21 protein-coding genes are annotated in these 24,959 nt (G+C 66.0%); 20 read left to right on the top strand and 1 reads right to left on the bottom strand.

Going from position 1 to position 24,959, the window contains the following annotated elements:
- Positions 1 to 104: 104 nt before the first annotated feature.
- From TSO5_RS25720 to TSO5_RS25645, 16 genes are all read left to right on the top strand, one after another.
- Positions 105 to 1,253 carry an FAD-dependent monooxygenase gene (locus TSO5_RS25720; protein ID WP_109154295.1) on the top strand — a complete coding sequence of 383 codons (1,149 nt, stop codon included), beginning with the start codon at positions 105 to 107 and terminating at the stop codon, positions 1,251 to 1,253.
- Entirely contained in the window at positions 1,250 to 2,077 is an 828-nt protein-coding gene (locus TSO5_RS25715; RefSeq protein ID WP_109154294.1) for an alpha/beta hydrolase, read from the top strand. The genes TSO5_RS25720 and TSO5_RS25715 overlap by 4 nt, the downstream gene beginning before the upstream one ends.
- Before the next feature lie 69 nt (positions 2,078 to 2,146).
- Positions 2,147 to 2,848 carry an Asp/Glu racemase gene (locus TSO5_RS25710; protein ID WP_199231019.1) on the top strand — a complete coding sequence of 234 codons (702 nt, stop codon included), beginning with the start codon at positions 2,147 to 2,149 and terminating at the stop codon, positions 2,846 to 2,848.
- 11 nt (positions 2,849 to 2,859) lie between these two features.
- Positions 2,860 to 3,492, top strand: coding sequence for an N-carbamoylsarcosine amidohydrolase (locus TSO5_RS25705; RefSeq protein ID WP_109154292.1), 633 nt, complete (start codon positions 2,860 to 2,862; stop codon positions 3,490 to 3,492).
- Between the two features lie 287 nt (positions 3,493 to 3,779).
- A complete protein-coding gene (locus TSO5_RS25700; RefSeq protein WP_109154291.1) occupies positions 3,780 to 5,105 on the top strand; it encodes an MFS transporter in 1,326 nt (441 codons plus the stop codon).
- A gap of 155 nt (positions 5,106 to 5,260) precedes the next feature.
- Positions 5,261 to 6,943, top strand: coding sequence for a cache domain-containing protein (locus TSO5_RS25695; protein ID WP_109154290.1), 1,683 nt, complete (start codon positions 5,261 to 5,263; stop codon positions 6,941 to 6,943).
- A 483-nt stretch (positions 6,944 to 7,426) separates the two neighbouring features.
- On the top strand, positions 7,427 to 8,596 hold the full coding sequence (locus TSO5_RS25690; RefSeq protein WP_109154319.1) for a transporter substrate-binding domain-containing protein: 1,170 nt from the start codon (positions 7,427 to 7,429) through the stop codon (positions 8,594 to 8,596).
- Between the two features lie 22 nt (positions 8,597 to 8,618).
- Positions 8,619 to 9,224: an ANTAR domain-containing protein gene (locus tag TSO5_RS25685; RefSeq protein ID WP_109154289.1), complete on the top strand. Its 606-nt coding sequence runs from the start codon at positions 8,619 to 8,621 to the stop codon at positions 9,222 to 9,224.
- A 539-nt stretch (positions 9,225 to 9,763) separates the two neighbouring features.
- On the top strand, positions 9,764 to 11,011 hold the full coding sequence (locus tag TSO5_RS25680) for a transporter substrate-binding protein (protein WP_109154288.1): 1,248 nt from the start codon (positions 9,764 to 9,766) through the stop codon (positions 11,009 to 11,011).
- Between the two features lie 56 nt (positions 11,012 to 11,067).
- Positions 11,068 to 11,937 carry an urea ABC transporter permease subunit UrtB gene (gene urtB, locus TSO5_RS25675; protein WP_109154287.1) on the top strand — a complete coding sequence of 290 codons (870 nt, stop codon included), beginning with the start codon at positions 11,068 to 11,070 and terminating at the stop codon, positions 11,935 to 11,937.
- A gap of 134 nt (positions 11,938 to 12,071) precedes the next feature.
- On the top strand, positions 12,072 to 13,199 hold the full coding sequence (gene urtC, locus TSO5_RS25670; RefSeq protein ID WP_109154286.1) for an urea ABC transporter permease subunit UrtC: 1,128 nt from the start codon (positions 12,072 to 12,074) through the stop codon (positions 13,197 to 13,199).
- Between the two features lie 14 nt (positions 13,200 to 13,213).
- The gene (gene urtD / locus TSO5_RS25665) at positions 13,214 to 13,963 is read left to right on the top strand and encodes an urea ABC transporter ATP-binding protein UrtD (protein WP_109154285.1); all 750 of its coding nucleotides are present in this window, start codon (positions 13,214 to 13,216) and stop codon (positions 13,961 to 13,963) included.
- Positions 13,956 to 14,651, top strand: a complete 696-nt coding sequence (urtE, locus tag TSO5_RS25660; protein WP_109154284.1) for an urea ABC transporter ATP-binding subunit UrtE — start codon at positions 13,956 to 13,958, stop codon at positions 14,649 to 14,651. Before urtD ends, urtE begins: the two co-directional genes overlap by 8 nt.
- 131 nt (positions 14,652 to 14,782) lie before the next feature.
- Positions 14,783 to 15,823, top strand: coding sequence for an aliphatic amidase (locus TSO5_RS25655; RefSeq protein WP_109154283.1), 1,041 nt, complete (start codon positions 14,783 to 14,785; stop codon positions 15,821 to 15,823).
- Between the two features lie 84 nt (positions 15,824 to 15,907).
- The gene (locus tag TSO5_RS25650; protein WP_109154282.1) at positions 15,908 to 16,708 is read left to right on the top strand and encodes a CbbQ/NirQ/NorQ/GpvN family protein; all 801 of its coding nucleotides are present in this window, start codon (positions 15,908 to 15,910) and stop codon (positions 16,706 to 16,708) included.
- 41 nt (positions 16,709 to 16,749) lie between these two features.
- The gene (locus tag TSO5_RS25645) at positions 16,750 to 18,516 is read left to right on the top strand and encodes a VWA domain-containing protein (RefSeq protein WP_109154281.1); all 1,767 of its coding nucleotides are present in this window, start codon (positions 16,750 to 16,752) and stop codon (positions 18,514 to 18,516) included.
- 114 nt (positions 18,517 to 18,630) lie between these two features.
- On the opposite strand, the gene TSO5_RS25640 is transcribed toward TSO5_RS25645, so the two are convergent.
- Complete coding sequence (locus TSO5_RS25640) at positions 18,631 to 20,226, bottom strand: gamma-glutamyltransferase family protein (protein WP_109154280.1); 1,596 nt, start codon at positions 20,224 to 20,226, stop codon at positions 18,631 to 18,633.
- A 331-nt stretch (positions 20,227 to 20,557) separates the two neighbouring features.
- On the opposite strand from TSO5_RS25640, the gene TSO5_RS25635 reads away from it, so the two are divergent.
- From TSO5_RS25635 to TSO5_RS25620, 4 genes are all read left to right on the top strand, one after another.
- Positions 20,558 to 21,448, top strand: coding sequence for a LysR family transcriptional regulator (locus TSO5_RS25635; protein WP_109154279.1), 891 nt, complete (start codon positions 20,558 to 20,560; stop codon positions 21,446 to 21,448).
- A 138-nt stretch (positions 21,449 to 21,586) separates the two neighbouring features.
- Positions 21,587 to 22,600: a 2-hydroxyacid dehydrogenase gene (locus TSO5_RS25630; protein WP_109154278.1), complete on the top strand. Its 1,014-nt coding sequence runs from the start codon at positions 21,587 to 21,589 to the stop codon at positions 22,598 to 22,600.
- Positions 22,597 to 23,817 carry an enolase C-terminal domain-like protein gene (locus TSO5_RS25625; protein WP_199231014.1) on the top strand — a complete coding sequence of 407 codons (1,221 nt, stop codon included), beginning with the start codon at positions 22,597 to 22,599 and terminating at the stop codon, positions 23,815 to 23,817. Before TSO5_RS25630 ends, TSO5_RS25625 begins: the two co-directional genes overlap by 4 nt.
- 37 nt (positions 23,818 to 23,854) lie before the next feature.
- Positions 23,855 to 24,943 (top strand): maleylacetate reductase, encoded by a 1,089-nt coding sequence (locus TSO5_RS25620; protein ID WP_109154277.1) that lies wholly within the window; start codon positions 23,855 to 23,857, stop codon positions 24,941 to 24,943.
- Positions 24,944 to 24,959: the final 16 nt, after the last annotated feature.

Here is a 24,959-nt window from a genome sequence, read left to right as displayed (position 1 = left end):
CGGGGCGAGAAGCCCCCGGACACCCCTCCCGCACCCTTGCATCCGGTCGCGAGCCCTTCGGCGGCGCCGACCGAACACCCCCACGTCAGCAAAGGGCCATATCCATGGGAAAGACTCAGAGAATCGCTATCGTCGGGGCCGGCCTGGGCGGAGCCGCCGCCGCCGGGCTCCTGCAGCAGGCCGGGTTCCAGGTGGATGTCTACGAACAGGCGCCTGAATTCTCCCGGTTGGGCGCGGGGATTCATGTCGGTCCCAACGTGATGAAGGTGTTCCGCCGCCTGGGCATCGAAAAGCCGCTGGAGGCGATGGGCTCCAAGCCGGACTTCTGGTTCAGCCGCGACGGCTTCACCGGCGATTACCTGTCGCGCATTCCCTTGGGCGACTTCGCCAAGCGCGAATACGGCGCCGCCTATGTCACCGTCCACCGCGGCGACATGCACCTGCTGCAGATGGACACGCTGGCCCCCGGTTCGGTCCATTTCGACAAGCGGCTGGAGACGATCACCGACAGCGGCGACGATGTGCATCTGACCTTTGCCGACGGGACCGAGGCGCGTGCCGACATCGTCATCGGCGCCGACGGCATCAACTCCCGCATCCGTGAGGCCCTGCTGGGCGTCGAGGCGCCGAACTACAGCGGCTGGGTCGCCCACCGCGCCCTGATCCGCGGCGATCAGCTGGCCAAATACGACCTGACCTTCGAGGACTGCATCAAGTGGTGGACCGAGGATCGCCACATGATGGTCTATTTCACCACCGGGAAGCGCGACGAATACTACTACGTCACCGGCGTGCCGCATCCGGCCTGGGACTTCCAGGAGGCCTTCGTCGACAGCAGCCGCGAAGAGATGTTCGAGGCGTTCCAGGGCTATCACCCGACCGTTCAGGCGCTGATCGAGTGCACGGAAGAGGTCACCAAGTGGCCGCTGCGCAACCGCAACCCGCTGCCGCTGTGGAGCCGCGGCCGGCTGGTCCTGCTGGGCGATGCCTGCCACCCGATGAAGCCGCACATGGCGCAGGGCGCCGGCATGGCGATCGAGGACGCGGCAATGCTGACCCGCTGCCTGACTGAAACCGGCTTGACCGACTACCGCACCGCCTTCGCGCTGTACGAAGCCAACCGCAAGGACCGCGCGACGCGCGTGCAGGCGGTGTCCAACGCCAACACCTTCCTGCGCAACCAGGAGGATCCCGCCTGGGTCTTCGGCTACGACGTCTATGAGCAGCCGCTGCGCGAAGGCATCGCGGCATGACCGCCTCGACCTTCCTCTACGGCGCCAACGTCCAGGCCAACGGCATCCGCCAGCATTACCTGCGCTATGGCGGGGAGCGGCATGCCGGACGCCCGGCCATCGTGCTGATCCCCGGCATCACCAGCCCGGCCGTCACCTGGGGCTTCGTCGCCGAGCGGTTCGGGCAGCAGTTCGACACCTATGTGCTGGACGTTCGCGGGCGCGGGCTGTCGGAAAGCGGTCCGCATCTGGATTACGGCATCGATGCCTGCGCCGACGACGTGAACGCCTTCGTCGCGGCGCTCGGCCTGACCGATTATGTTCTGATCGGCCATTCGATGGGCGCCCGCTTCGCCATCCGCGCGTCAGTGCGCGGCGATGCGAAGGGGCTGCGCCAGCTGGTGCTGATCGATCCGCCGGTGTCCGGCCCCGGCCGCCGGCCCTATCCCAGCGGCCTGCCCTGGTACGTCGATTCGATCCGCCAGTCCTTGAAGGGCATGGACGCCGACGCCATGCGCGCCTTCTGCCCGACCTGGACGGAGGAGCAGCTGCGGCTGCGCGCCGAATGGCTGCACACCTGCTACGAGCCGGCCATCGTCCGGGCCTATGAGGGCTTTCACCAGGACGACATCCATGCCGACCTGCCGAAGCTGCCGGTCCCGGCGCTGCTGATCGTCGCCGGCCGCGGCGGCGTGATCCAGCCGGAGGACGAGGCGGAGATCACCCGCCTCCAGCCGGCCATCCGCGTCGCCCGCGTCCCCAACGCCGGGCACATGATCCCCTGGGATGACCTCGACGGCTTCTTCGCCGCCTTCGGCGACAGCCTCGGCCACCCGCTCGCCTGATTGATAGGAACCATCCGCATGTCTTCGCTGTACCGCATCGGCCAGATCGTCCCCAGCTCCAACGTCACCATGGAAACGGAAATCCCGGCCATGCTGACCGCGCGTCAGGCGATCCGCCCCGAACGCTTCACCTTCCACTCCGCCCGCATGCGGATGAAGACGGTCAAGAAGGAGGAGCTGGCGGCGATGGACGCCGAGTCCGATCGCTGCGCCGTCGAGCTGTCGGACGCCCGCGTCGATGTGCTGGGCTATGCCTGCCTCGTCGCCATCATGTCGATGGGCCTCGGCTATCACCGCGATTCCGAAGCACGCCTCGCCCGCAAGACGCTGGAGAACGAGGCACCCGCCCCGGTGGTCACCAGCGCCGGCGCGCTGGTCGACGGGCTGAAGGTGATGGGCGCCAAGCGCATCGCCATCGTCGCCCCCTACATGCGCCCGCTGACCGAGCTGGTGGTCGACTATATCCGCGCCGAAGGCTTCGAGGTGCAGGACTGGCGCGCGCTGGAGATCCCCGACAATCTCGACGTCGCCCGCCACGACCCCAACAACCTGCCGGACATCGTCCGCGGCATGAACCTGGACGGCGTGGACGTCGTCGTCCTGTCCGCCTGCGTGCAGATGCCGTCGCTGCCGGTGGTGCCGCGGGTGGAAGCGGAGACCGGCAAGCCGGTGCTGACCGCCGCCATCGCCACGACCTACGCCATGCTGAAGGCGCTGAAGCTGGAGCCGATCGTGCCCGGCGCCGGCGCCCTGCTGTCCGGCGCCTACTGAGGAGCGGCCCCATGACCGACGGGCAGAGCGCATCCGACAATTACAAGGGCGTCTGGGGCAACCGGATCGGCTTCGGCGAGCGGCCGGCCCTGCTGGTGATCGACTTCATGCAGGGCTATACCACCGAAGGCGCGCCGCTCTACGCCCCCGGCGTGGTGAGCGCGGTGGCGGAGACGGTGGACCTGCTGGAGGCCGCCCGCCGCAGCGGCATCCCGGTCGTCCACACCAACATCCGCTACCATCCCGGCCATTTCGCCGATGGCGGCATGTGGGTGCGCAAGGCTCCGGTGATGAAGGACATGGTTGAAGGCAATCCGCTCGCCGCCTTCTGCCCGGAGGTCACGCCTCGTGAAAACGAGGTGGTGATCTCCAAGCAGTATGCCAGTGCCTTCTTCGGCACCAGCCTCGCCCCGATGCTGCATGCGATGGGCGTCGACACGGTGGTGCTGACCGGCTGCTCGACCAGCGGCTGCATCCGCGCCAGCGCCGTCGATGCGGTCCAGCACGGTTTCCGCACCATCGTGGTGCGCGAGTGCGTCGGCGACCGCCACGACGGTCCGCACGAGGCCAACCTGTTCGACATCGACAGCAAATACGGCGATGTGGTGAAGAAGCAGGAGGCGCTCGACCGCTTCGGCCGGTGAAGGCGGCATTTGCTTGAGGCGGCACCCCTGCTGTTCGGCCGTCATCCCCGCGCAGGCGGGGATCCAGATTTGCGGATCAGGCGCTTGAAACGGCTGGATTCCCGCTTGCGCGGGAATGACGGTCGAGAAGGACAGGATCAGGCTTCCGACGGCAGCGGACCGAAATAGCCTTGGAATAATAAAAAGAAAACCGGGACCGACACCCGGCGCCGCACCCGAGACAGGCGGCGTCGGCATGCAAAAACAGGACGGGTTCACAACGCGATCAGCGTAAGGAGACAGACAGCATGTCCTATGCCCAGACAACAACGGCGAATGCGGCGCTCGGCGCGGCGCAATCCGTCGATGCGGATCAGCTTTACAAGAAGATCACCTGGCGCCTCATTCCCTTCCTCTGCTTCTGCTATCTGGCGGCCTATCTCGACCGCATCAACATCGGCTTCGCCAAGCTGCAGATGATGGGCGACCTCCAGTTCAGCGAGGCGGCCTATGGTCTGGGCGCCGGCCTGTTCTTCGTCGGCTACATCCTGTTCGAGGTGCCGAGCAACCTCGTGCTGACCAAGGTCGGCGCGCGGCTGTGGATCGCCCGCATCATGATTACCTGGGGCCTGTTGTCGGCCGCCACCATGCTGGTCTCCACCCCGACGCAGTTCTACATCGTCCGTTTCATGCTGGGCGCCGCCGAGGCCGGCTTCCTGCCGGGCGTGCTCTATTACCTGACGCTGTGGTTCCCGACCTACCGCCGCGGCCGCATCATGGCGCTGTTCGTCATCGGTCTGCCGCTCTCCAGCGTGATCGGCGGCCCGCTGTCGGGCTGGATCATGAGCCATTTCGACCATGTCCAGGGCCTGCGCGGCTGGCAGTGGCTGTTCCTGCTGGAATCGATCCCCAGCGTGCTTCTCGGCTTCCTGACCTTCGTGGCGCTGCCCAACTCCTTCCGCGATGCCAAGTGGCTGTCGGGCGATGAGAAGGCCCGGATTGCCGCCGATCTGCACGGAGACGATTCGGAGACCAAGCATGCCGGCCACAGCTTCAAGGAAGGGCTGCTGAACCTGAAGGTTTGGATGCTGGGCGGCATCGATTTCGCCATCCTGCTGACCGCCTACGCCATCGGCTTCTGGCTGCCGACCTTCATCCGCAAGACCGGCGTGGTTGACCCGTTCCACATCGGCCTCTTGACGATGATCCCCAATATCCTGGCCGTGATCGGCATCCTGCTGATCGGCGCCAGCTCCGATCGGATGCGCGAGCGGCGCTGGCACATCATCGTTCCCTTCCTTGCCGCCTCGGCCGCCATGGCGGCCAGCACCTTCTTCGCCGAGAACCTCGTCGCCACCGTGGCGCTGTTCACCATCGCGTCGGTCGGCGTGCTGGGTCCGCTTCCGGCCTATTTCAGCCTGCCGGCCACCTTCCTGAAGGGCACGGCGGCGGCCACCGGCTTCGCCATGGCGATCTCGCTCGCCAGCATCGCCGGGCTGGTCAGCAACTCGCTGATCGGCATCGTCATCGACCTGACCGGCAGCAGCAACGCCGCCCTTTGGTTCTTCTCCGGCTGCCTGGTGATCGGCGCTCTGCTGGTCTACGCCCTGCCGCCGAAAGTGGTGAACCGCTGACCAAATGGTGTAGCACGTAAACCATATGTGAAAGTCTGAATGGAATAATCTTGCAGTCGGCCCGGCCGGCGTCTCACCAGCGGGTGGGGCGCCGGCTCGGCCGTTCCGACAAGGCCAATCCAGCAAGACGCCAGACGCCGAGGGACGAGAGAGACATGATTTCCGCATTGCGTGGTATCCGGGGGCGCCTGTTGCTGCTGCCCCTGATCACCGTCCTGGCGCTGGTCGGCGCCGGGGCCATGACCGCCAAGACGCTCGGCACCGTGATGATGGAGGAGCGCCAAGCCCGCGCCCGCGTCGCGGTGGAGATGGTGACCTCCATCATCGAACGGTTCGAGCAGCGGGCCGCCTCCGGCGAGCTGCCGGTCGCCGACGCGCAGAAGCTGGCGCTCGACATCGCGCGGTCGGCCCGCTACGACGGATCGGAATATGCGCTGATCCTCGACCGCAAGGGCAACATCCTGGCCCACCTGAACCCGCAGGTCGAAGGCAAGGCGATGTGGGACAGCACCGACAAGAGCGGCCGGCTGTTCGTCCGCGACGAGATCAAGGCCGCCGAATCCGGCGGCGGCTATTCCTCTTTCTCCTTCCCCAAGCCCGGCTCAAGCGATCCGGTGGAGAAATCCGCCTATTCCAAGCTGACCAAGGGTTGGGGTTGGGTGGTCAGCTCCGGTGTCTATCTCGATACGGTGGCCGCCGCGCGCCTGCAGACCATGCTGAACATCGCCGCGGTGATCGCGGTGCTGGCGGCGGTCAGCCTCGGCCTTGCCGTGTGGATCGGCCGGCGCATCACAACGCCGATCCTGCAGTTGACCCAGGCCACCAACCGCATCTCCACCAGCGACCTGTCCGTCGCGATCAACCACCAGGACCGCAAGGACGAGGTCGGCACGCTGGCCCGCGCGCTGGAGGAGTTCAAGCGCAACGGGCTGGAAGTCCGCCGTCTCCAGGCGGAAGCCGAAGCGCAGAAGGACCGCACCGAGGCCGAACGCCGCGCCGCCCTGCTCGACATGGCCGCCCAGTTCGAGGCCCGTGTGATGGGCATGGTTGCCACCGTCGCCGCCGCTGCGCATGAGATGGAGAAAACCGCTTCCGGCATGGCCACCGCCGCCGACCGCTCCGGCACCCAAGCCGATGCAGTGTCGCAGGCCTCCGAACAGGCCAGCAGCAACGTCAACACCGTCGCCGCCGCGACGGAGGAACTGTTCGCCTCCATCGCCGAGATTGGCCGTCAGGTGACCATGTCCACCAGCGTTGCCGGCCGTGCGGTGGATGAAGCCACGAAGATCGACGGCATGATCCAGAGCCTGGCGTCCGCCGCCCAGGAGATCGGGCAGGTGGTGGAACTGATCAACGCCATTGCCGGCCAGACCAACCTGCTGGCGCTGAACGCCACCATCGAAGCGGCCCGCGCCGGCGAGCACGGCAAGGGCTTCGCCGTCGTCGCCTCGGAGGTCAAGGCGCTGGCCAACCAGACCGCAAAGGCCACCGAAGATATCCAGGCCAAGGTGCAGGAAATCCAGCAATTCACCGGGAATACGGTGACGGCGGTGCAGGGCATCGGCAGCACCATCACCTCGGTCAGCGACATCGCCACCGCCATCGCGTCTGCGGTGGAGCAGCAGAGCGCCGCCACCAAGGACATCGGCGCCAACATCCAGCAGGCCGCCCGCCACACGGCGGAGGTCAACAGCAACATCGCCGGCGTCGCCCAGACCGTCGGCCAGACCGGCAGCGCCGCGTCCGGCGTGCTGTCCGCCTCCAGCGGTCTGGTCCGCGAGACGGTCAGGCTGCGCAGCGAGGTCGAGGACTTCCTGTCGACCGTCCGCGCCGCCTGATCGGCGGCCTCAGCGGGCGGGGAGAGCACGATGTCGACGAAAGCCCGCCCGCGAGCGGCATCGCCCTTTGCCATCACGGTGATGCCGCACTTCGCACCATCGTCGCCCATGTCGGCACCTGGCCGGTGCTCTGCCGCTGGATGGGTGTCGACTCCGTCCTGCTGTGGCCGCCCAACCCGTCGCCTGCCACCCTGACGGGCGGCGGCCGTCGCTCCCGGAACCCGCAGGCCCGCGCAAAACAGGAGTCGCCAAACAATCCGTCCTTGTCATAGTATGCTAGTCCATATCTGTCCGACGTCACGCCAGGGGGCCGCGGCTGGGTTTCAGCGGGTCCCGACGTGATGGAGCGGGCCGGAGCAATGGCGCTCCAATCTGGGCCGACCGCCCTGATTGGGGCTTTTTTTGTTTTAATCTCAACCGGATAATCACCGGTTGGCCTGGGCGCGGATTACGGCTGCGAGTTCGACGAAGAGGTGGATGCAGATGGATTGTACCCCCAAGACCGGTGAACCGTGGAGAGTCGGCGTGCTGTTCTCGCAGACCGGGGTAACGGCGGGAATCGAACGCACCCAGCTTCAGGGCACACTGATGGCGATCGAGGAGATCAATGCCGGCGGTGGGGTCAACGGCCGGGAGATCCTGCCGATCGTCCAGGATCCGCAATCCGATCCGGCGGTGTTCGCGGCTCTCGCCGAGCGGCTGATGACCGAGGAGCGGGTCAGCGTCCTGTTCGGCTGCTACATGTCGAGCACGCGCAAGGCGATCCTGCCGGTGGTGGAGCGGCGCAACGGGCTGCTGCTCTATTCGACCCTCTACGAGGGGTTCGAATGCTCGCGCAACGTCATCTACACCGGCGCCGCCCCCAACCAGAACGGCCGGCAACTGGCCGACTATCTGACGCGGGAATATGGCAGCCGCGTCTATATGGTGGGGTCGGACTACATCTATCCCTATGAATCCAGCCGGATCATGCGGGAGCTGGTGCTCCAGCGGTCGGGCAAGATCCTTGCGGAGAAGTACCTGCCGCTGAATGCGACGCAGAAGGCGTTCGCCCCGGTCATCCGCGACATCCGGCGCAAGGAGCCGGACTTCATTTTCTCCACGGTGGTCGGTGCCGCCACCGCCCATCTCTACCACGCCTATGCCGAGGCTGGGTTCGATCCGGCGCGGATGCCGATTGCCAGCCTGACCACCAGCGAGGCGGAAATCAGCGACATCGGCGTCGCCGCCTCGCGCGGGCACGTCACCGCCGCTCCCTATTTCGATTCCATCGACAGCGAGGCGAACCGCCGTTTCGTCGCCCGCTACCGCGAGCGGTTCGGGGAGCATGAGCGGACCAACGCGTCGTGCGAGGCCGCCTATTTCCAGGTCCACCTGTTCTCCCAGGCTCTGCGCATCGCCAACTGCATGGACACCGACCGGCTGCGCGACGCCATCTTCGGTCAGGAGTTCGATGCGCCCCAGGGGCGGGTGCGGATCGACCCCGACAACAACCACACCTATCTGTGGCCGCGCGTCGGCCGGGTCGATGCGGATGGCCGGTTCGAGATCGTCGCGGAGTCGCTGGTCGCGATGAAGCCCGATCCCTATCTGGTGGATCATAACGTTGCCGGCGAGGCGGACATCCGCCGGCGGCGGCAGGCCACGGTCTGACTGCAAACGGGGCAAACGCCGCATGTCGATCAACCTGCTCCGCGACATCCGTTCCTTTCGCGTCGTGGTCATCCACCCGCAGGACGCCGAGGCGGAGGAGCTGTTGCGCCAGCTCCACCGCATCGGCTGCCAGGCCCGAGCCGAATGGCCGCCGCCCAAGGACCGCCCCAGCGGTGTCGATCTGATCTTCCTCGACATGACCCAACTGCTGTCGGGGCAGGGACGGCTGTCCTGGTCCACCGCCGACGAAGGACCGCCGATCGTCGCCGTGCTCGATTATGAAAGCCCGACCGTACTCAAGGCCCTGGTCGATTACGGGGTGCGCGGCTTCGTCAGCAAGCCGATCCGCGCCTTCGGTCTGCTGACCACCATGTTCATGGCCCACCGCGCCGCGGAAGGGGAGCGCGGCATGCGCAAGCGCCTCCAGAAGGTCGAGCAGCGGCTGGACGGCATCAAGAAGGTGAGCAAGGCCAAGGCGATCCTGATCGAGCAGCGGCGGATCACCGAGGAGGAGGCCTACCGCTTCATCCGCGAACGCGCCATGGCCCGGCGGACGACCATCGAGGCGGTCGCCGCCGCCATCATCGACGCCAGCGAAATGCTTATGGCGGAAAATCCGACTCGCTGATCATTTTTGATATTGACGATAAGGCGGTGGGATGTGCATCTTACTAAGCAAGTGAAGCAAATCGCTCGCGTCCGCCAATGATGTCGGATCGACGGGCAGGCGATGAAGCCCCTGAAGGTGTGAAAGCCTTGCTGGGGTTTTTTTGTGTTTGAACCTAACGTACCGACGCGCACTCCGGCACCACAGATGCGAGGGAGGCCGATGGGCAGGTTTGTGCAGGGATAAGTCCGACCGTGCAATCCTTATGGACCGACGCGGCAACACTCTTGTCGCGCAACGGATCCTTTTACCCGGCGCTCGATCCATTCGAGGCCGGCAGGAACAATACTGGATAATCGACGCCACCATTCATTGAATATTTTAAAATCAGCTCACGCACCTTGAGACCGCACCAGGCACACCCCCGCCGATGACGCCGGGAGTTGCGCCGAGGCAATGAAGCCCCAGCAGGCCGCCGGCCTGAATGGGGCTTTTTTTGTGCGCTCTCCTGTCTGTGCCGAAGAACCAGCAAGAACAGGCAAACGAGGAGGAAACACGTCATGACCTTCACACGGCGTAATTTTCTGAAATCGACGGCAGTCGCCGGGCTGGCCGGATCGGTCGGCTTCCCGCACATCTGGATAAAGGACAGCGGCGTCGCCTGGGCGGCGAACGGCGAGATCAAGGTCGGCGTCCTCTTCTCGCTGACCGGCACCACCGCGGTCGTCGAGAAGTCGATGCACAACGCCACCCTGATGGCCATCGACGAGATCAACGCCGCCGGCGGCATCAATGGGATGAAGCTGACCGCCGTGGTCGAGGATCCGGCCTCCGACCCCGCCACCTTCGCCGACAAGGCCAACAAGCTGGTGCTGAACGACAAGTGCGTCAGCGTCTTCGGCTCCTACACCTCCGCCTCGCGCAAGGCGGTGCTGCCGGTCTTCGAGAAGCGCAAGAACCTCTACTGGTACCCGACGCTTTATGAAGGCCGCGAGTGCTCGAAGAACGTCATGTACACCGGGGCGGTGCCCAACCAGCAGCAGAAGGAGTTCATTCCCTGGCTGGTCAAGACTTTCGGAAAGAAGTTCTATCTGATCGGCTCCAACTACATCTATCCCAAGGAAGAGAACAACGTCTGCAAGATCCTGCTGAAGGAGCTGGGCGGCGAGGTGGTCGGCGAGGAATATGTGCCGCTCGGCCATTCGGAGTTCGGCTCGGTGCTGAACAAGTTCCGCGAAACCAAGCCGGACGTGATCTTCTCCACCGTGGTCGGCGACAGCGTGATCGCGCTGCACAAGCAGTACAAGGCGGCGGGTTTCAGCCCGGACAAGATGCCGATGGCCAGCCTGACCACGTCGGAGGTGGAGATCGCAGCTATGGGCGGCGAGTACGCCGCCGGCCACTTCACCTCCGCCCCGTACTTCATGGGTCACCAGTCCAAGGAGAACGAGGTCTTCGTCGAGAATTACCAGAAGCGCTTCGGCAAGGATTCGGTGACGCACTTCGTGTCGGAGGCGGCGTATTTCCAGATGCACCTGTTCCGCAAGGCGGTCGAGAAGATCGGCAAGGGCGACATCACCCCCATCGCCGTCCGCGACGCCACGGCGGGGCTGGAGATCATGGCGCCGCAGGGCAAGGTGAAAGTCGATGGCGACAACCTGCACTGCTACCTGTGGCCGAAGATCGGCCAGGCCCAGGCCGACGGCCAGTTCAAGGTCATCCAGCAATCGTCGGATTGGGTGAAGCCGGAGCCCTATTGGGCCTATCCGGGCCAGAGCTGCACCAAGGACGGTCTGAAGGGTGCGTGAGCAATAGAACGGGCAGGGGAGGGCGTCGCCCGACGCCTTCCCCGTCGGAGGGGCTTATGGATATTTTCTTCGGTCAACTCTTCACCGGGCTCAGCATCGCTTCGATCCTGCTGCTGGTGGCGCTCGGGCTTGCGATCATCTACGGCGCGATGGGGGTCATCAACCTCGCCCATGGCGAGTTCGTCATGCTGGGCGCCTATGGCACCTGGTTCCTCCAGTCGCAGTTCGGCCTGCCGCTGATCCCCTGCCTGCTGCTGGTGTTCTTCATGGTGGCGGCGGCCGGCTGGGTGGTCGAGAGCACGGTGGTCCGCTTCCTCTACCACCGGCCGCTCGACACCATCCTGGCGACCTGGGGCATCGGCATCATGCTGCAACAGGCGGTGCGCCTGTCCGCCGGTGCCGAACTGCGCTACGTCCAGACGCCGGAGTTCCTGTCCGGCAGCATCGACATCGGCGGGGTCGGCGTCCCCAGCTACCGCCTGTTCATCCTGGCGCTGAGCGCCGCCCTGCTGGCGCTGACTTGGTTCATCATCCAGCGGACCGAGTTCGGCATGAAGCTGCGCGCCGTCACCCAGAACCGCGAGATCGCCAGCTGCTACGGCATCAACAGCGCCAGGATCTACAGTCTGACCTTCGCCTTCGGCTCCGGCCTTGCCGGGCTGGCCGGCGCGCTGGTGGCGCCGATCAAGAGCGTGGCGCCGGACATGGGCACCAACTTCGTGGTCGATGCCTTCATGGTGGTGGTGGTCGGCGGCGTCGGCAGCCTGATCGGCACGGTCGTCAGTTCCGGACTGCTCGGCAGCGGCACCGCCGGCATCGCCTTCCTGCTGAACGACACGCTGGCCAAGGCGCTGGTCTTCCTGGCGGTGGTGGTCCTGATCCGCTTCCGTCCGCAGGGTCTGTTCGTCGATCAGCGGCGCCGGTGAGGGGGACCAAGTCAATGACCAGTGTCCAGTTCCCCGACGACCAACCTTCCAACCTCCGCCAACCCGATCTCCGCCAACCCGATCTCCGTCACGGGGCCAGTCCCCCGGTCAGTCCCGTCGCCCGGAGCCCGCTTATGTCGAAATCGACCCTGTCGCGCAGCAAGCCGTATGCGCAGTTCGCAGCCTATCTCCTGTTCTGCGCCGTCATCCTGGCGGTTCCCAGCTTCGTCACCGACGCCTTCCTGCTGAACAAGTTCGCCCGCTATCTGGCGCTCGGCCTCGCCGCTGCCGCATTGGCTTTGAGCTGGGGCTATGCCGGCATCCTCAATCTGGGGCAGGGGGTCAGCTTCGGCATCGGCGCCTATGCCATCGCCATGCATCTGAAGCTGAAGACCAGCCCGGTTCACACCGGATCGGCCGGCCTGCCGGACTTCATGGTGTGGAACAACCTCGATCACTTGCCCTGGTTCTGGCAGCCCTTCCATTCCAGCCTGTTCGCGGTGCTGGCCGGCGTCCTGGCCCCGGTGGTGGTGGCGCTGCTGCTGGGATCCTTCATGTTCCGGGCCCGGATCGCCGGGGTCTATGTCGCCATCATCACGCTCGCCATGCTGGCGGTGGTCAACCTGCTGTTCATCGACCAGCAGGCCTACACCGGCGGCTTCAACGGCATCACCGATCTGGCGTGGCTGGAGGTCGGCAGCATCACCTTCGATCCCTACAGCCCGGCCTTCTACTATCTGTCCGCTGGGGCACTGTCGCTGTGCCTGCTGCTCGGCCTCGCCTTCACCCGCAGCAAGGCCGGGCTGATCCTCCAGGCCATCCGCAACGATGCCGACCGGGTGCGCTTCTTCGGCTACGACGTCGCCGCCTACCAGTCGCTCGCCTTCGCGGTGTCGGCCGGCATGGCGGGGGTGGCGGGCATGCTCTACGCCATGGTGCTGGAATTCGCCTCGCCCACCTTCATGGGGGTGCCGCTCAGCCTGTCGATGGTGATCTGGGCGGCGGTCGGCGGGCGCGGCTCGCTGCTGGGGGCCGCCATCGGCGCCATCCTGGTCAACTTCATGCAGGGCAGCCTGTCCGAGAGCTTCCTCGACACCTGGCAGCTCATCCTCGGCGGCATGTTCATCCTGGTGGTGGTCTTCCTGCCCAACGGGTTGTCGAGCCTGATCGGCATCCTGTCGGACCGCCTGACCCGCCCGGCCCGGCCCGCGCCAGCCTCCGCCCTTGCCGATGCGCCGCACGCCCGCCGCAAGCTGAGCTGAAGGAGACGACCGACATGGGCTATCTCGAACTCCACGGCCTGGAAGTCAGCTTCGACGGCTTCAAGGCGGTCAACGGCCTGGATCTGGCGGTCGAGCGCGGCGAGCTGCGCTGCCTGCTGGGTGCCAACGGGGCCGGCAAGTCCACCACCCTGGACCTGATCTGCGGGCGCACCCAGCCGACCGGCGGGCGCATTCTGCTCGACGGGCAGGACATCACCCATGCGCCGGAATATCGGCGCGCCCGCCACGGGGTGGGCCGCAAGTTCCAGGTGCCCAGCGTGTTCAAGGAACTGACGGTGCGTGAAAATCTGGAGGTGGCGCACTCCCGGCTTCCCAGCCCGGCCCGGACAATCCGCATGTTCCCCGGCCTCCGCCTCAACCGGCGCATCGCCGAGGTGCTGGAGATCGTCGAACTGGCCGATGAGCTGGACACCAGGGCGGCCTTCCTGTCGCACGGCCAGACGCAATGGCTGGAGATCGCCATGCTGCTGGTCCAGGACAGCGCCCTGATCCTGATGGACGAGCCGACCGCCGGCATGACCATCCAGGAGACCGGCAAGACCTCGCGCATCTTCCAGCGGCTGCGCGGCCGGCACACGCTTATCGTGGTCGAGCACGACATGGGCTTCGTCCGCGAAATCGCCGAGACCATCACCGTGCTGCACCAGGGCAAGCGCCTTTCCGAAGGATCGATCCACCATGTGGAGAACGATCCCAAGGTGCGCGAGGCCTATCTCGGAAGTGGAGGCATCTCCCATGCTTGACATGACCGACGTCTATTCCTTCTACGGCAGCAGCCCGGTGTTGCAGAATGTCAGCTTCGCGGTGCCCAAGGGCAGCCTGCTCAGCGTGCTGGGCCGCAACGGGGTGGGGAAGACCACGCTGATGCGGACCATCATGGGGCTGACCGACCGGGTCACCGGCTGGATCGGGCTGGGCGGCAGCGACATCCGGAGCGAGCCGACCCACCGCCGCGCCGGCCTCGGCATCGGCTATGTCCCGCAGGGGCGCGGCATCATCGGCAAATTCACCATCCGCGAGAACATCCTGATGGGCACCTTCGCCCGACCGGACGGCAAGCGCGAGATCCCGCCCCTGGTGTTCGAGATGTTCCCCTATCTGCGGGACAATCTGAACCGCAAGGGCGGCGACCTGTCCGGCGGGCAACAGCAGCAGCTGGCGATCGCGCGGGCGCTGGCTGCAAATCCGCAGGTCCTGCTGCTGGACGAACCGACCGAGGGCATCCAGCCCAACATCGTCGAACAGATCCAAAACGTGATCATGACCCTGAACCGCCAGTACGGCATCACCGTCGTGCTGGTCGAACAGAATGTGATGTTCGCCCGGCAGGCCTCCGACCATTTCCTGATGCTCGATAAGGGGCGGGTTGCTGCCCACGGGCTGACGGAAAGCCTGACCGACGATCTGGTTCACCGGCACATGGCGGTTTAGGCCGCAGTTCCGGTCCCATTCCTCCTAACCCCGAAACACGGGTTCGCCGTCCCACCTCGCACCGGGACGGAACGCCCTCTCCTTGTCCATCCACAGACCAAGCCATCCACGAACCAGGAAGGAAACGCACCATGTTGCACGGCGATATTTCCAGCAGCAAGGACACCGTCGGCGTCGCGGTCGTGAACTACAAGATGCCGCGCCTGCACACCAAGGCCGAAGTCCTCGACAATGCCCGCAAGATCGCGGAGATGGTCCAGGGCATGAAGGTCGGCCTGCCGGGCATGGATCTGGTGATCTTCCCGGAATATTCGACCCACGGGATCATGTACGATTCCAAGGAGATGTACGAGACCGCCTCGTCGGTTCCCGGCGACGAAACCGAGATCTTCGCGGACGCCTGCCGCAAGGCCAAGGTCTGGGGCGTCTTCTCCCTGACCGGCGAGCGGCATGAGGAGCACCCGCACAAGGCGCCCTACAACACGCTGATCCTGATGAACGACAAGGGCGAGATCGTTCAGAAATACCGCAAGATCATGCCCTGGGTGCCGATCGAGGGCTGGTATCCCGGCAACTGCACCTTCGTCACCGACGGGCCGAAGGGGTTGAAGATCAGCCTGATCATCTGCGATGACGGCAACTATCCGGAGATCTGGCGCGACTGCGCCATGAAGGGTGCCGAACTCATCATCCGCTGCCAGGGCTACATGTATCCGGCCAAGGAGCAGCAGGTCATCATGTCCAAGGCGATGGCCTGGGCCAACAACACCTACGTCGCGGTGGCGAACGCCGCCGGCTTCGACGGGGTCTATTCCTACTTCGGCCATTCCGCCATCATCGGCTTCGACGGCCGGACGCTGGGCGAGTGCGGCACCGAGGAGAACGGCATCCAGTACGCCCAGCTCTCCACCTCGCTGATCCGCGACGCGCGCAAGAACATGCAGTCGCAGAACCACCTCTTCAAGCTGGTCCACCGCGGCTACACCGGCAAGATCAACTCCGGCGAGGATTCGAAGGGCGAGGCCGCCTGCGCCTACAGCTTCTACCATGACTGGATCAACGATCCGGAAGGAACCCGCGCCCGCGTCGAGGCGATGACCCGCGGCACCGTCGGGACCGAGGAATGCCCGATCGACGGCATCCCCAACCCGGAGACCGCACTGCATCGCTGAAGAGCAGGGCGGACGGCGCGGTGGGGGTCGGAAGACTCCCGCCGCCTCTCTCCGGAGCGAGACCAATCATAAGGAGACGCGCCGATGGCGCTGGACGCACACCGGATTCTGGAGGAGCCCTATTACCGGCCCGTCGCCGGGGAGGTGGCGCTGTTCGAGGCCGCCTATGCGGCGCGCATGCCGATGATGCTGAAGGGCCCCACCGGCTGCGGCAAGACCCGCTTCATCGAGCACATGGCATGGCGGCTCCGCCGGCCGCTGGTGACGGTGGCCTGCCACGAGGACATGACCGCGTCGGATCTGGTCGGGCGCTTCCTGCTCGACCCCGGCGGCACGGTATGGCACGACGGGCCGCTGACCCAGGCGGTGCGACACGGGGCCATCTGCTACCTGGACGAAATCGTCGAAGCCCGCCAGGACACCACCGTCGTCATCCATCCGCTGACCGACGCCCGCCGCATCCTGCCATTGGAGAAGCGCAACGAACTGGTCCAGGCGCATCCGGACTTCCAACTGGTGATCTCCTACAACCCCGGCTACCAGAGCGTCCTGAAGGATCTGAAGGAATCGACCAAGCAGCGTTTCGCCGCCATCGAGTTCGGCTATCCGAGCGCCGCGGTGGAGGCGGAGATCGTCGCCCATGAATCCGGCGTCGCCGCCGACACCGCGGCCTTGCTGGTCCGCATCGCCGCAAGTTCGCGCAACTTGAAGGGTCATGGCCTGCAGGAGGGGGTTTCCACCCGCATGCTGATCCATGCCGGCCGGCTGGCGGCGCAGGGGATCCCACTGGAGACCGCCTGCCGGATCGCGCTGGTCCTGCCGATCACCGACGACGCCGACGTGCGGGACGCCTTCTCTGCCGCAGTGTCGGCGGCGATTGCCTGACCCATCCCTGTTCGGGGAGAGGAAAGAGGACCGGAGACCAAATGCCCGACGACCAGTCGCGCCAATTTCCCGCAGACCAATTTCCCGCAGACACCGCCTTTTCCTCCGTCGAGCGCCGTCTGGTCGCCTATCTGGTCGCCCTGTGGCGGTTGCGGGTGCCGATCCGCCATGCCAAGCCGGATAGAGCCGGCAATCCGCCGCGCCGCGTCAGCATCTCGGACGGGCTGATCTGGATGCCCGGAACCTTCCGCGGCGTCGATGGCCGCCGCTCCGGCGCGCTGTTCCGCGCGGCCCTGGTCCATGCCGGGGCGCATCTGCGCTTCACCGGTCCGCGCTTCCCGGCCGCCGGCCTGAAGCCGATGCAGTTGGCGTTGGTCTCGTTGATCGAGGACGCCCGCGTCGAGCATCTGGCGATGCGCGAGCATCCCGGCCTGCTGCGGGTCTGGCGGCCCTTCCACGTCGCCGAGCCGAATGGCGCCGGCACCGCGCCCGCTTTGATGGCACGGCTGGCCCGCGCGCTGATCGATCCCGACTACCGTGACGACGACGCCTGGGTCGCCAAGGGCAAGCGCCTGTTCTTTGCGGCGGAGTCCGAGTGGGACAGCCCGGCGCTCAGCCGCCGGATCGGCGGGCTGCTGGGCAACGATCTCGGCCAGATGCGGGTACAGTTCAATTCCAAGGATTATGTCGTCGAGCCCGCCTACCGCGACGACAATCTCGGCCTGTGGGACCATGGCGAAGTGCCGCCGACCCCGCCCAGCGATGCCGAAACCGTTTTCGAGGCCTTCCGCACCGAGCAGGAGGAGCGCGACCATGGCCGCCCCGACGATCAGGTGGGGGAGGGTGCCACCCCGGCCAGACTGTCCGCCACCGATGTCCCCGCCCGCGCGGTGGGGGAGGAGGAGATCACCGCCCCGCCGCTGCGCTACCCGGAATGGGACTACCGCGTCGGCATCGACCGCCCCGACTGGGTCGTGCTGAACGAACGCCGGACCGAGACCGGCGACCCCGCCGCCATCGCCCGCATCGTCGAGCGTCATCAGGCGACCGCCGACCGGCTGACCGCGCTGGTCCGCTCGGCCAAGGTCAGCCGGCCGGTGCGCCTGCGCCGTCAGCCGGAGGGCGATCGCATGGATCTGGACGCCTGCATCGACGCGATGGTCAGCCACCGCCGCGGCGAGGCTCCCGATCCGCGGGTGCACGAGGTGCTGGTCCGCCGCAACCGCGACCTGTCGGTCCTGCTGCTGCTCGACGTCTCCGCCTCGACCGACGATCCGATCGCCGGGGGCGGACGCAGCGTGCTGTCGGTGGAGCGGGAGGCCGCGACCCTGTTCGCCCAGGCGCTGGACGAACTGGGCGATCCCTTCGCCATCCATGCCTTTCGTTCCAACGGACGGCAGGACGTCAGCTATTACCGGATCAAGGCCTTCCGCCAACCCTACGATGCCGCGGCCAAGGGGCGGCTGGCCGGATTGAGGGCCGGCCTGTCCACCCGGCTCGGCACCGCCCTGCGCCATGCCGGACGGCTGCTGGAGCAGCAATCGACCCATCGCCGCCTGCTGCTGGTGGTGACCGACGGCGAACCGTCGGACATCGACGTCGCCGACCGCCGCTATCTGCTGGACGACGCCCGCCGTGCCGTGCTGGGGCTGGCGTCGCGGGGGATCGACTGCTTCGTGATCGGGCTCGATCCGCAGGGCCGCGATTATCTGACCCGAATGTTCGGGGCGCGCAACGTCATGGTGATCGACCGCGCCGAAAAGCTGCCGGAGGTGCTGCCGACCTTCTATCTGCGGCTATCGACATAAGTGAACCGGCCACACCGCTTCGCTGATGATCTCGACCGAAAACCTGACGGCACCTCGAAAGGCCGTGGTGCGGCGACCACGGTCCTTCGGCACGACGCGGGTGGCGGTGACCTATCAATATCCCAGCGCGCACCCGTCCTTCCGGTGGTCAGAGCCGCCCAATAGGGTTCCATGTTCCCAATCGATGGCGATGGCCTGGGCACCGCCGATCGCCCAGTTGGGGGCCGTCACGGTGAAGCCGCGGCGGGCCAACTCCGCCCCCGTCTTGGTGCGGATCGCCGTCTCCGCTTCCACGGTGCGGGTGCCGGGCAGGGGGAAGAGGCGCGGCAGGTCGATGGCGCTTTGGATGTCCAGGCCGTGATCAAACAGCTTCGACAGGAAATGAGCATGGCCCATCGCCTGATAATGCCCGCCCATGACGCCGAAGGTCAGGCTGACGCGCCCGTTTTCGGTGACCATGCCCGGAATGATGGTGTGCATCGGCCGCTTGCGCGGTGCCACCATGTTGGGATGCCCGTCGACCAGCGAGAAGCTCTGGCCCCGGTTGTGGAACAGCACACCGGAGCGGGGCGCCATCAGCCCGCTGCCATAGGGATGGAAGATCGAACTGATGAAGCTGACTGCCGTCCGGTGCTTATCGACTACGGCGATGTAGACCGTGTCCTTGTGCTCGACGCCGTCGAACACCCCGCCGATCTCCAGCGCGCGGGCGGGATCGATCCGGGCGGCCAGCTGGTCGGCCAGCGCATCGGACAGCAGATGCTCCACCATCGACAGTCCGGTTTGCGCCGGATCGGCCAGGAAGGCGTCGCGCGCGGCATAGGCGAGCCGCGTCGCCTCGATCTCCACATGCAGGCTGTCGGGGTCGAGCGGATCGCCGGCCGGCCGGAAACGCTTGAGGATGTTCAGGATCATCAGGGCGATGATGCCCTGTCCGTTCGGCGGGCATTCATGGATGGTGCGGCCGCGATAGTCGGTGCTGATCGGCGTCACGTACTCGCCCTTGGCCCCAGCGAAATCCTCCAGGCTATGAAAGCCGCCCGCCGCCCGCAGGGACTCCGCCATGTCCTTGGCTATGGCGCCGCGGTAGAAGGCGTCCGGTCCCTCGCGCCCGATTGCCTCCAGCGTGTCGGCCAGCAGTGGCTGGGTCTGGACGGTGCCGGCCGCAGGGGCTTCTCCGTCCACCAGGAAGGTGGCGGCGGCGGTCGGATCCCGGCGCAGCAGATCGGTTTGCTGGGCGAGGTCGTGTGAGACCCGTGGCGTGATGACGTAGCCCTCGCGCGCCATGGCAATGGCCGGGGCGAAGACCTCGTTCAGAGGCAGGCGGCCATGGTCGGCGACCAGCCGCGTCCAGGCATCCACCGCGCCCGGCACCGTGACCGCGTGGGGAGAGTGGCGGTCGATCGCAGTGACGCCCGCCGCCCGCAAGCGCTCCAGCGTCATCGCCGCCGGGGTGCGGCCGGAGCCGTTGTAGGCGCGGATGTCGGTCCCACCCAGCGGAGCGACCATGGCGAAGCAGTCGCCGCCGATCCCGGTCGATCCAGCTTCGACCACGCTCTGGACCGCGCAGGCCGCCACGGCGGCATCGATCGCGGTGCCGCCGGCCTTCAGAATCTCGACCGCCGTCAGGGTTGCCGCCGGGTGCGAGGTGGCGGCCATGCCGTTGCGGCCCATGGCGAGCGAACGGCCGGGTTCTTCGAAGTTGCGCATGGTCTCCGTCGGCTCCCCGATGTTGGTCTTTCGCGGCGAAGGGCCGGATGCGAGGGTATCATTCACCGCGTCATCGATATGGTATACCAAATCCCACCCGAGCAAGAAGATCTGAAGAGGGATCGGCGGCCGGCACTCTCCTCTCGTTTCAGGCTCATGTCTGGAACAGCGCACAACTGCAACCATACAGTTCCTGCGCTTATCAACATGTTTCCTTGTTGAAATCATCAAAGCGCAAACATCGCCCTGGCCTGCGAGCCGAACATCGCCGGAAGGCCGGGCCGCTCATCCTGCCTTTACAGCTTCGGCTGGATGATCTTATCTCCGCATCATGGATCGTCGCAGGCTCCAGTTCTTTGTCGCGCTCTGCGAAGAGCTGCATTTCCACCGTGCCGCCGCGCGGTGCCACATCACGCAGCCCGCCCTCAGCCAGCAATTGCGCCAACTGGAGGAAGAGCTGCAGGTTCAGCTGATCCACCGCAACAAGCGGCGCGTTTCCCTGACGAGAGCCGGCGAGACCTTCCTGGGCGAAGCCCGGAAGATTTTAAATCAGATGGAACGGGCCGCGCAGCTCGCGCGTCAGACGGATCGCGGCGAAATCGGGCAATTGTCGGTCGGTATGACCGCACCGGCGCTCTACATCGTCTTCCCCGAGATCATGCACCGGTTCCGCATGGCACTGCCCAATTTCGGCGTGAACGTCCATGTCATGACGACGTCGGAGCAGGAAGAAGCCTTGAGGGCAGGAGCGATCGATGTCGGCATCTTCCATCCCCCGCTCGACGATCAGTCGCTGTCGTCGCACCCCATCGCGCGCATGCGTTTCAATGTCGTGCTGTCGGACCGCAACCCATTGGCCGAACGGCCGCGCCTGCGGCTGGATGATCTCTCCAGGCAACGCTTCATCATCTTCCCGCGCGTGATCGGCCCACGCCTCTACGATGAGATCATCAGCCTGTGCCAGCAGGCGGGATTCAGTCCGGAGCTGATTCTTGAAGCCTCCCCGGCGCAGTCGATTATCGCGCTGGCCGCAGCGGATTTCGGGATCGGCCTCATCGCCTCCGATCTTCAGCAATTCGCACGGCCCGGGGTGGTCTATCGTCCGCTCGACGGGCCGGCACCCCACCTGACGCTCGGGGTTGCCTACCAGAGCGACGACACCTCTCCCGCCATTCAGACATTTCTGGACGTCGCGACCGCGGTGGGCGAACTGGTCTCCTGAACGGTCAGCCTTTCAACCCGATCACCGAAGGTGCAAACACCAGTCGGTGAAAACTTTTTCTTATCAATCAATCATTTTTAAAAGTTGGACCTACTCAATTCGTTGGCTCTATCGTTCGTGCAACGGAGGATAAAGCCAATGAAAGTCTTCATGATTGGGGAGGCTGCCAATCACAAGGACAAGCTGGCCGCTTTCCTGACGACTCCCTGCGACATCATACCCCTTCCCCGTGAAGCCGCCCATTCGTCCCAGTTCGATTCCGCAATCACCGCAGACGACGTGATCGTGTCTTTGCGGTTCTCCCGAGGCGGCAAAACATCACCTGAATTTCGCCTTTTGCATGTGCCAGGGGCCGGACTGGACAGCATCGACATGGCTTCACTGCCATCCGGCGCCAGCATCTGCAACGTCTTCGAGCATGAAATTCCCATCGCCGAGTTCGTCACGGCGGCGATGTTGAATTGGGAGATCCGCCCCGACACTCTGCGCAGATCCTTCGCCACGGACACATGGTCCGATGTCTACCGGGCGCGGGTGCCCCACGGGGAGATCCACGGCCTGACATTGGGCCTCATCGGGTTCGGCCGGATCGGGCGTACAATAGCCCGGCGGGCGGCGGCTTTCGGCATGCGCATCCTCGCGGTCGACCAGTTCGCCACCGACTCCGACGGTCTGGCCGAGGCGATCTTGCCGCCGGAACGCTTGCCGGATTTGCTGGCGCAATCCGATTTCCTGGTGATCGCCTGCCCGCTGACCGATCAGACCCGCGGGCTGATTGGGACGTCCGAACTCGCGGCCATGAAGCCGACGGGCGTGCTGATCAACATATCGCGCGCGCCCATCGTCGACGAGGAGGCGCTGTATGATGTGCTGTCGCGCCGGACGATCGGCGGTGCGGTGCTCGATGTCTGGTACGGCTATCCGGCAGGAGCCGACGACCAGGTGGCGCCCGCCAGCTTCCGCTTCGAGGATCTGCCCAACGCCGTCTGCACCCCGCATTCGTCGGCCTGGACGAGCCGGCTGCCCGAACGCCGCTATGCGTTCATTGCCCAAAACATCGACCGGCTGGCCGCCGGCGAGCCGCTGCTGAACCTCGTGCGGGCACCTGCTCCGGCATCGCCTCCCGCCATCCAAAACACGAGCATTCCATGATCCGAGACACCGAGGACCTCGCCCGCCGGAGCGCCGGCGTGCCGATCAAGATCACCGGCGTGAAGACCTTCGTCGTCAACGCCGAAATGCGCAACTGGATCTTCGTGAAGGTGCTGACCGACCAACCCGGCCTCTATGGCTGGGGTGAGGCCAGTCTGAACTGGAAGACGCGGGCGGTCACCGGCGCCGTCGAGGATCTGGAACCGACCGTGCTGGGACGCGATCCGCGCGACATCGAGCAGTGCGTCCGCGCGATGAACAAGTTCAGCTATTACAAGCTGGGCATGGTCGGCGTGACGGCGATCAGCGGCATCGAGCACGCGCTCTGGGACATCTTCGGCAAGAGCGTCGGCCTGCCGGTCTGGCGCCTGCTCGGCGGCAAAGTTCGTGACCGCGTGCGCGTCTACACCCATCTCGGCCTTGGCGAGATGAAGTCGGTCTACGAAACCTTCGACGTCGGCTCGCTGAAGGAACGGGCCGCGGCGGTGACGGAGAAGGGCTACGATGCGCTCAAGGTCGTGTTCATTCCCTATGGCGCCCACAGCGCGCCGATTCCGGCCCAGCGCCATGTCGGCAAGATGATGCAGGCGCTGCGCGACACGGTGGGCGACGGCGTCGACATCATGATCGACTTCCACGGCCGCCCCGGCTCCATCGCCGCCGCCATGAGCTACATCCGCGAACTGGAGCCCTACCGGCCGATGTTCTGCGAGGAGCCGGTCCAGCCCGGCGATACCGAGGCGCTGCGCCGCATCGCCGAGCAGGCGGACTGCCCGATCGCGTCCGGCGAACGGCTGGTCGGGCTGAAGGAGTTCCAGCCGGTCTTCGCCCAGAAGGCGGTCCATATCGCCCAGCCCGACCTGAACCACACCGGCGGCCTGCTTGAAGGCAAGCGGATCGCGGCGCTGGCGGAAGCCGACCTGATCGGCATCGCCCCGCACAATCCCAACGGTCCGCTGGCCGGCGTCGCCGCCCTGCATTTCGACATCTCCACGCCGAACTTCGTCATCCAGGAGGAGATGAGCGGCGCGGTGCCCTGGTACGACGATGTGGTGCAGACCCCGATCCGCCGCACCGGCAGCCATTGGGAGGTGCCCGACGCCCCCGGCTTCGGCATCGAGGTGAACGAGACGGAGGCGGCGAAGCACCCGTTCAAGCCGGAGGTGATGCACACGACCTCGGCCATTCTGGACGACGGCACCATCGTCGATTGGTAAGCGCCGCCCTCACCGACCTATCGGACGGATTTCCATCATGAGAGAATTCAGCACCCCCGGCGACGTGTTCAACGCGCTGCCATCGCGGGTCGTCTTCGGAGCCGGGGCCATCGACCGGATCGACGCGGAGGTGGAGCGGCTGGGCGCGAAGCATGCGCTCGTCGTCTCCACTCCCGGCCGTAGCGCCATGGGCGGCCGTGTCGCCGACCGCCTTGGAAGCCGTTGTATCGGCATCCTGCCGGAAGCGATTTCCCAGGTACCCATCGAACTGGCCATCCGGGGCCGGGCCAAGGCGCGCGACATGGGCGCCGACTGCCTGGTCAGCGTCGGTGGCGGAGCCTCTATCGGTTTGGGCAAAGCCATCGCGCTGGAACTCGGGCTGCCGATCATCGCCGTGCCGACCACCTATTCCGGCTCCGAGATGACCGGCTTCTGCGGGATCACCATCGACGGCGTCAAGCGGATGCACCAGAGCCTGCGCATGCTGGCCGGCACCGTTGTTTATGACCCCTCGCTGACGCTCGGGCTGCCGGTGGACGTCAGCACGGCCAGCGCAATGAACGCGCTCGCCCATTGTGTCGATGCCATCTACACCCCCACCATCAGCCCGGTGATCGTGCCGGCGGCGATGGAAGGCGCGCGGGCGATCATGGACGCGCTGCCGCGGGTGGCGGCCTGTCCGGACGATGGGCAAGCGCGTGCCGACCTGCTGTACGGCGCCCACCTCGCCGGTGCGGCGCTGGCCGGCGGCTTCGCGCTCCAGCATGGCGTCGCTCATGTCCTGGGCGGCACCTACGGCGTGTCGCACGGATTGTCCCATGCGCTGGTGCTGCCCCATGTCGCAGCCTACAATGCACCCTTCGCCCCCCAGGCGATGGACCGGCTTGCCGCCGCCATCGGCGTGGAAGACATCGGCGCCGCCATTTTCGACATGATGGAAACGGTCGGCCTGCCGACGCGGCTGACGGAGGTCGGCTTTTCCGCCGACCGGATCGAGGAGGCCGCCCGGATCACCGTCGAGACGGACAACAGCTACAACCCCGGACCGGTGACCGAAGAAGCCGTGCGCGGCATCCTCGCGGCGGCAGTGGAGGGGCGTCGCCCAGGATCGCCGTCGGGCCGGTAAGGGCCGGCCGGCACGG

This window comes from Azospirillum sp. TSO5 (assembly GCF_003116065.1).
In the GTDB taxonomy this organism is placed as follows: Bacteria; Pseudomonadota; Alphaproteobacteria; order Azospirillales; family Azospirillaceae; genus Azospirillum.
Note: the sequence above shows the minus strand (reverse complement) of the source record. Positions and strands in the feature narration are given on the sequence as shown.

Coding starts and splice junctions, on each gene's coding strand:
- TSO5_RS25720 (WP_109154295.1), top strand. CDS start 105: ATGGGAAAGACTCAGAGAATCGCTATCGTCGGGGCCGGCCTGGGCGGA.
- TSO5_RS25715 (WP_109154294.1), top strand. CDS start 1,250: ATGACCGCCTCGACCTTCCTCTACGGCGCCAACGTCCAGGCCAACGGC.
- TSO5_RS25710 (WP_199231019.1), top strand. CDS start 2,147: ATGGAAACGGAAATCCCGGCCATGCTGACCGCGCGTCAGGCGATCCGC.
- TSO5_RS25705 (WP_109154292.1), top strand. CDS start 2,860: ATGACCGACGGGCAGAGCGCATCCGACAATTACAAGGGCGTCTGGGGC.
- TSO5_RS25700 (WP_109154291.1), top strand. CDS start 3,780: ATGTCCTATGCCCAGACAACAACGGCGAATGCGGCGCTCGGCGCGGCG.
- TSO5_RS25695 (WP_109154290.1), top strand. CDS start 5,261: ATGATTTCCGCATTGCGTGGTATCCGGGGGCGCCTGTTGCTGCTGCCC.
- TSO5_RS25690 (WP_109154319.1), top strand. CDS start 7,427: ATGGATTGTACCCCCAAGACCGGTGAACCGTGGAGAGTCGGCGTGCTG.
- TSO5_RS25685 (WP_109154289.1), top strand. CDS start 8,619: ATGTCGATCAACCTGCTCCGCGACATCCGTTCCTTTCGCGTCGTGGTC.
- TSO5_RS25680 (WP_109154288.1), top strand. CDS start 9,764: ATGACCTTCACACGGCGTAATTTTCTGAAATCGACGGCAGTCGCCGGG.
- urtB (WP_109154287.1), top strand. CDS start 11,068: ATGGATATTTTCTTCGGTCAACTCTTCACCGGGCTCAGCATCGCTTCG.
- urtC (WP_109154286.1), top strand. CDS start 12,072: ATGTCGAAATCGACCCTGTCGCGCAGCAAGCCGTATGCGCAGTTCGCA.
- urtD (WP_109154285.1), top strand. CDS start 13,214: ATGGGCTATCTCGAACTCCACGGCCTGGAAGTCAGCTTCGACGGCTTC.
- urtE (WP_109154284.1), top strand. CDS start 13,956: ATGCTTGACATGACCGACGTCTATTCCTTCTACGGCAGCAGCCCGGTG.
- TSO5_RS25655 (WP_109154283.1), top strand. CDS start 14,783: ATGTTGCACGGCGATATTTCCAGCAGCAAGGACACCGTCGGCGTCGCG.
- TSO5_RS25650 (WP_109154282.1), top strand. CDS start 15,908: ATGGCGCTGGACGCACACCGGATTCTGGAGGAGCCCTATTACCGGCCC.
- TSO5_RS25645 (WP_109154281.1), top strand. CDS start 16,750: ATGCCCGACGACCAGTCGCGCCAATTTCCCGCAGACCAATTTCCCGCA.
- TSO5_RS25640 (WP_109154280.1), bottom strand. CDS start 20,226: ATGCGCAACTTCGAAGAACCCGGCCGTTCGCTCGCCATGGGCCGCAAC.
- TSO5_RS25635 (WP_109154279.1), top strand. CDS start 20,558: ATGGATCGTCGCAGGCTCCAGTTCTTTGTCGCGCTCTGCGAAGAGCTG.
- TSO5_RS25630 (WP_109154278.1), top strand. CDS start 21,587: ATGAAAGTCTTCATGATTGGGGAGGCTGCCAATCACAAGGACAAGCTG.
- TSO5_RS25625 (WP_199231014.1), top strand. CDS start 22,597: ATGATCCGAGACACCGAGGACCTCGCCCGCCGGAGCGCCGGCGTGCCG.
- TSO5_RS25620 (WP_109154277.1), top strand. CDS start 23,855: ATGAGAGAATTCAGCACCCCCGGCGACGTGTTCAACGCGCTGCCATCG.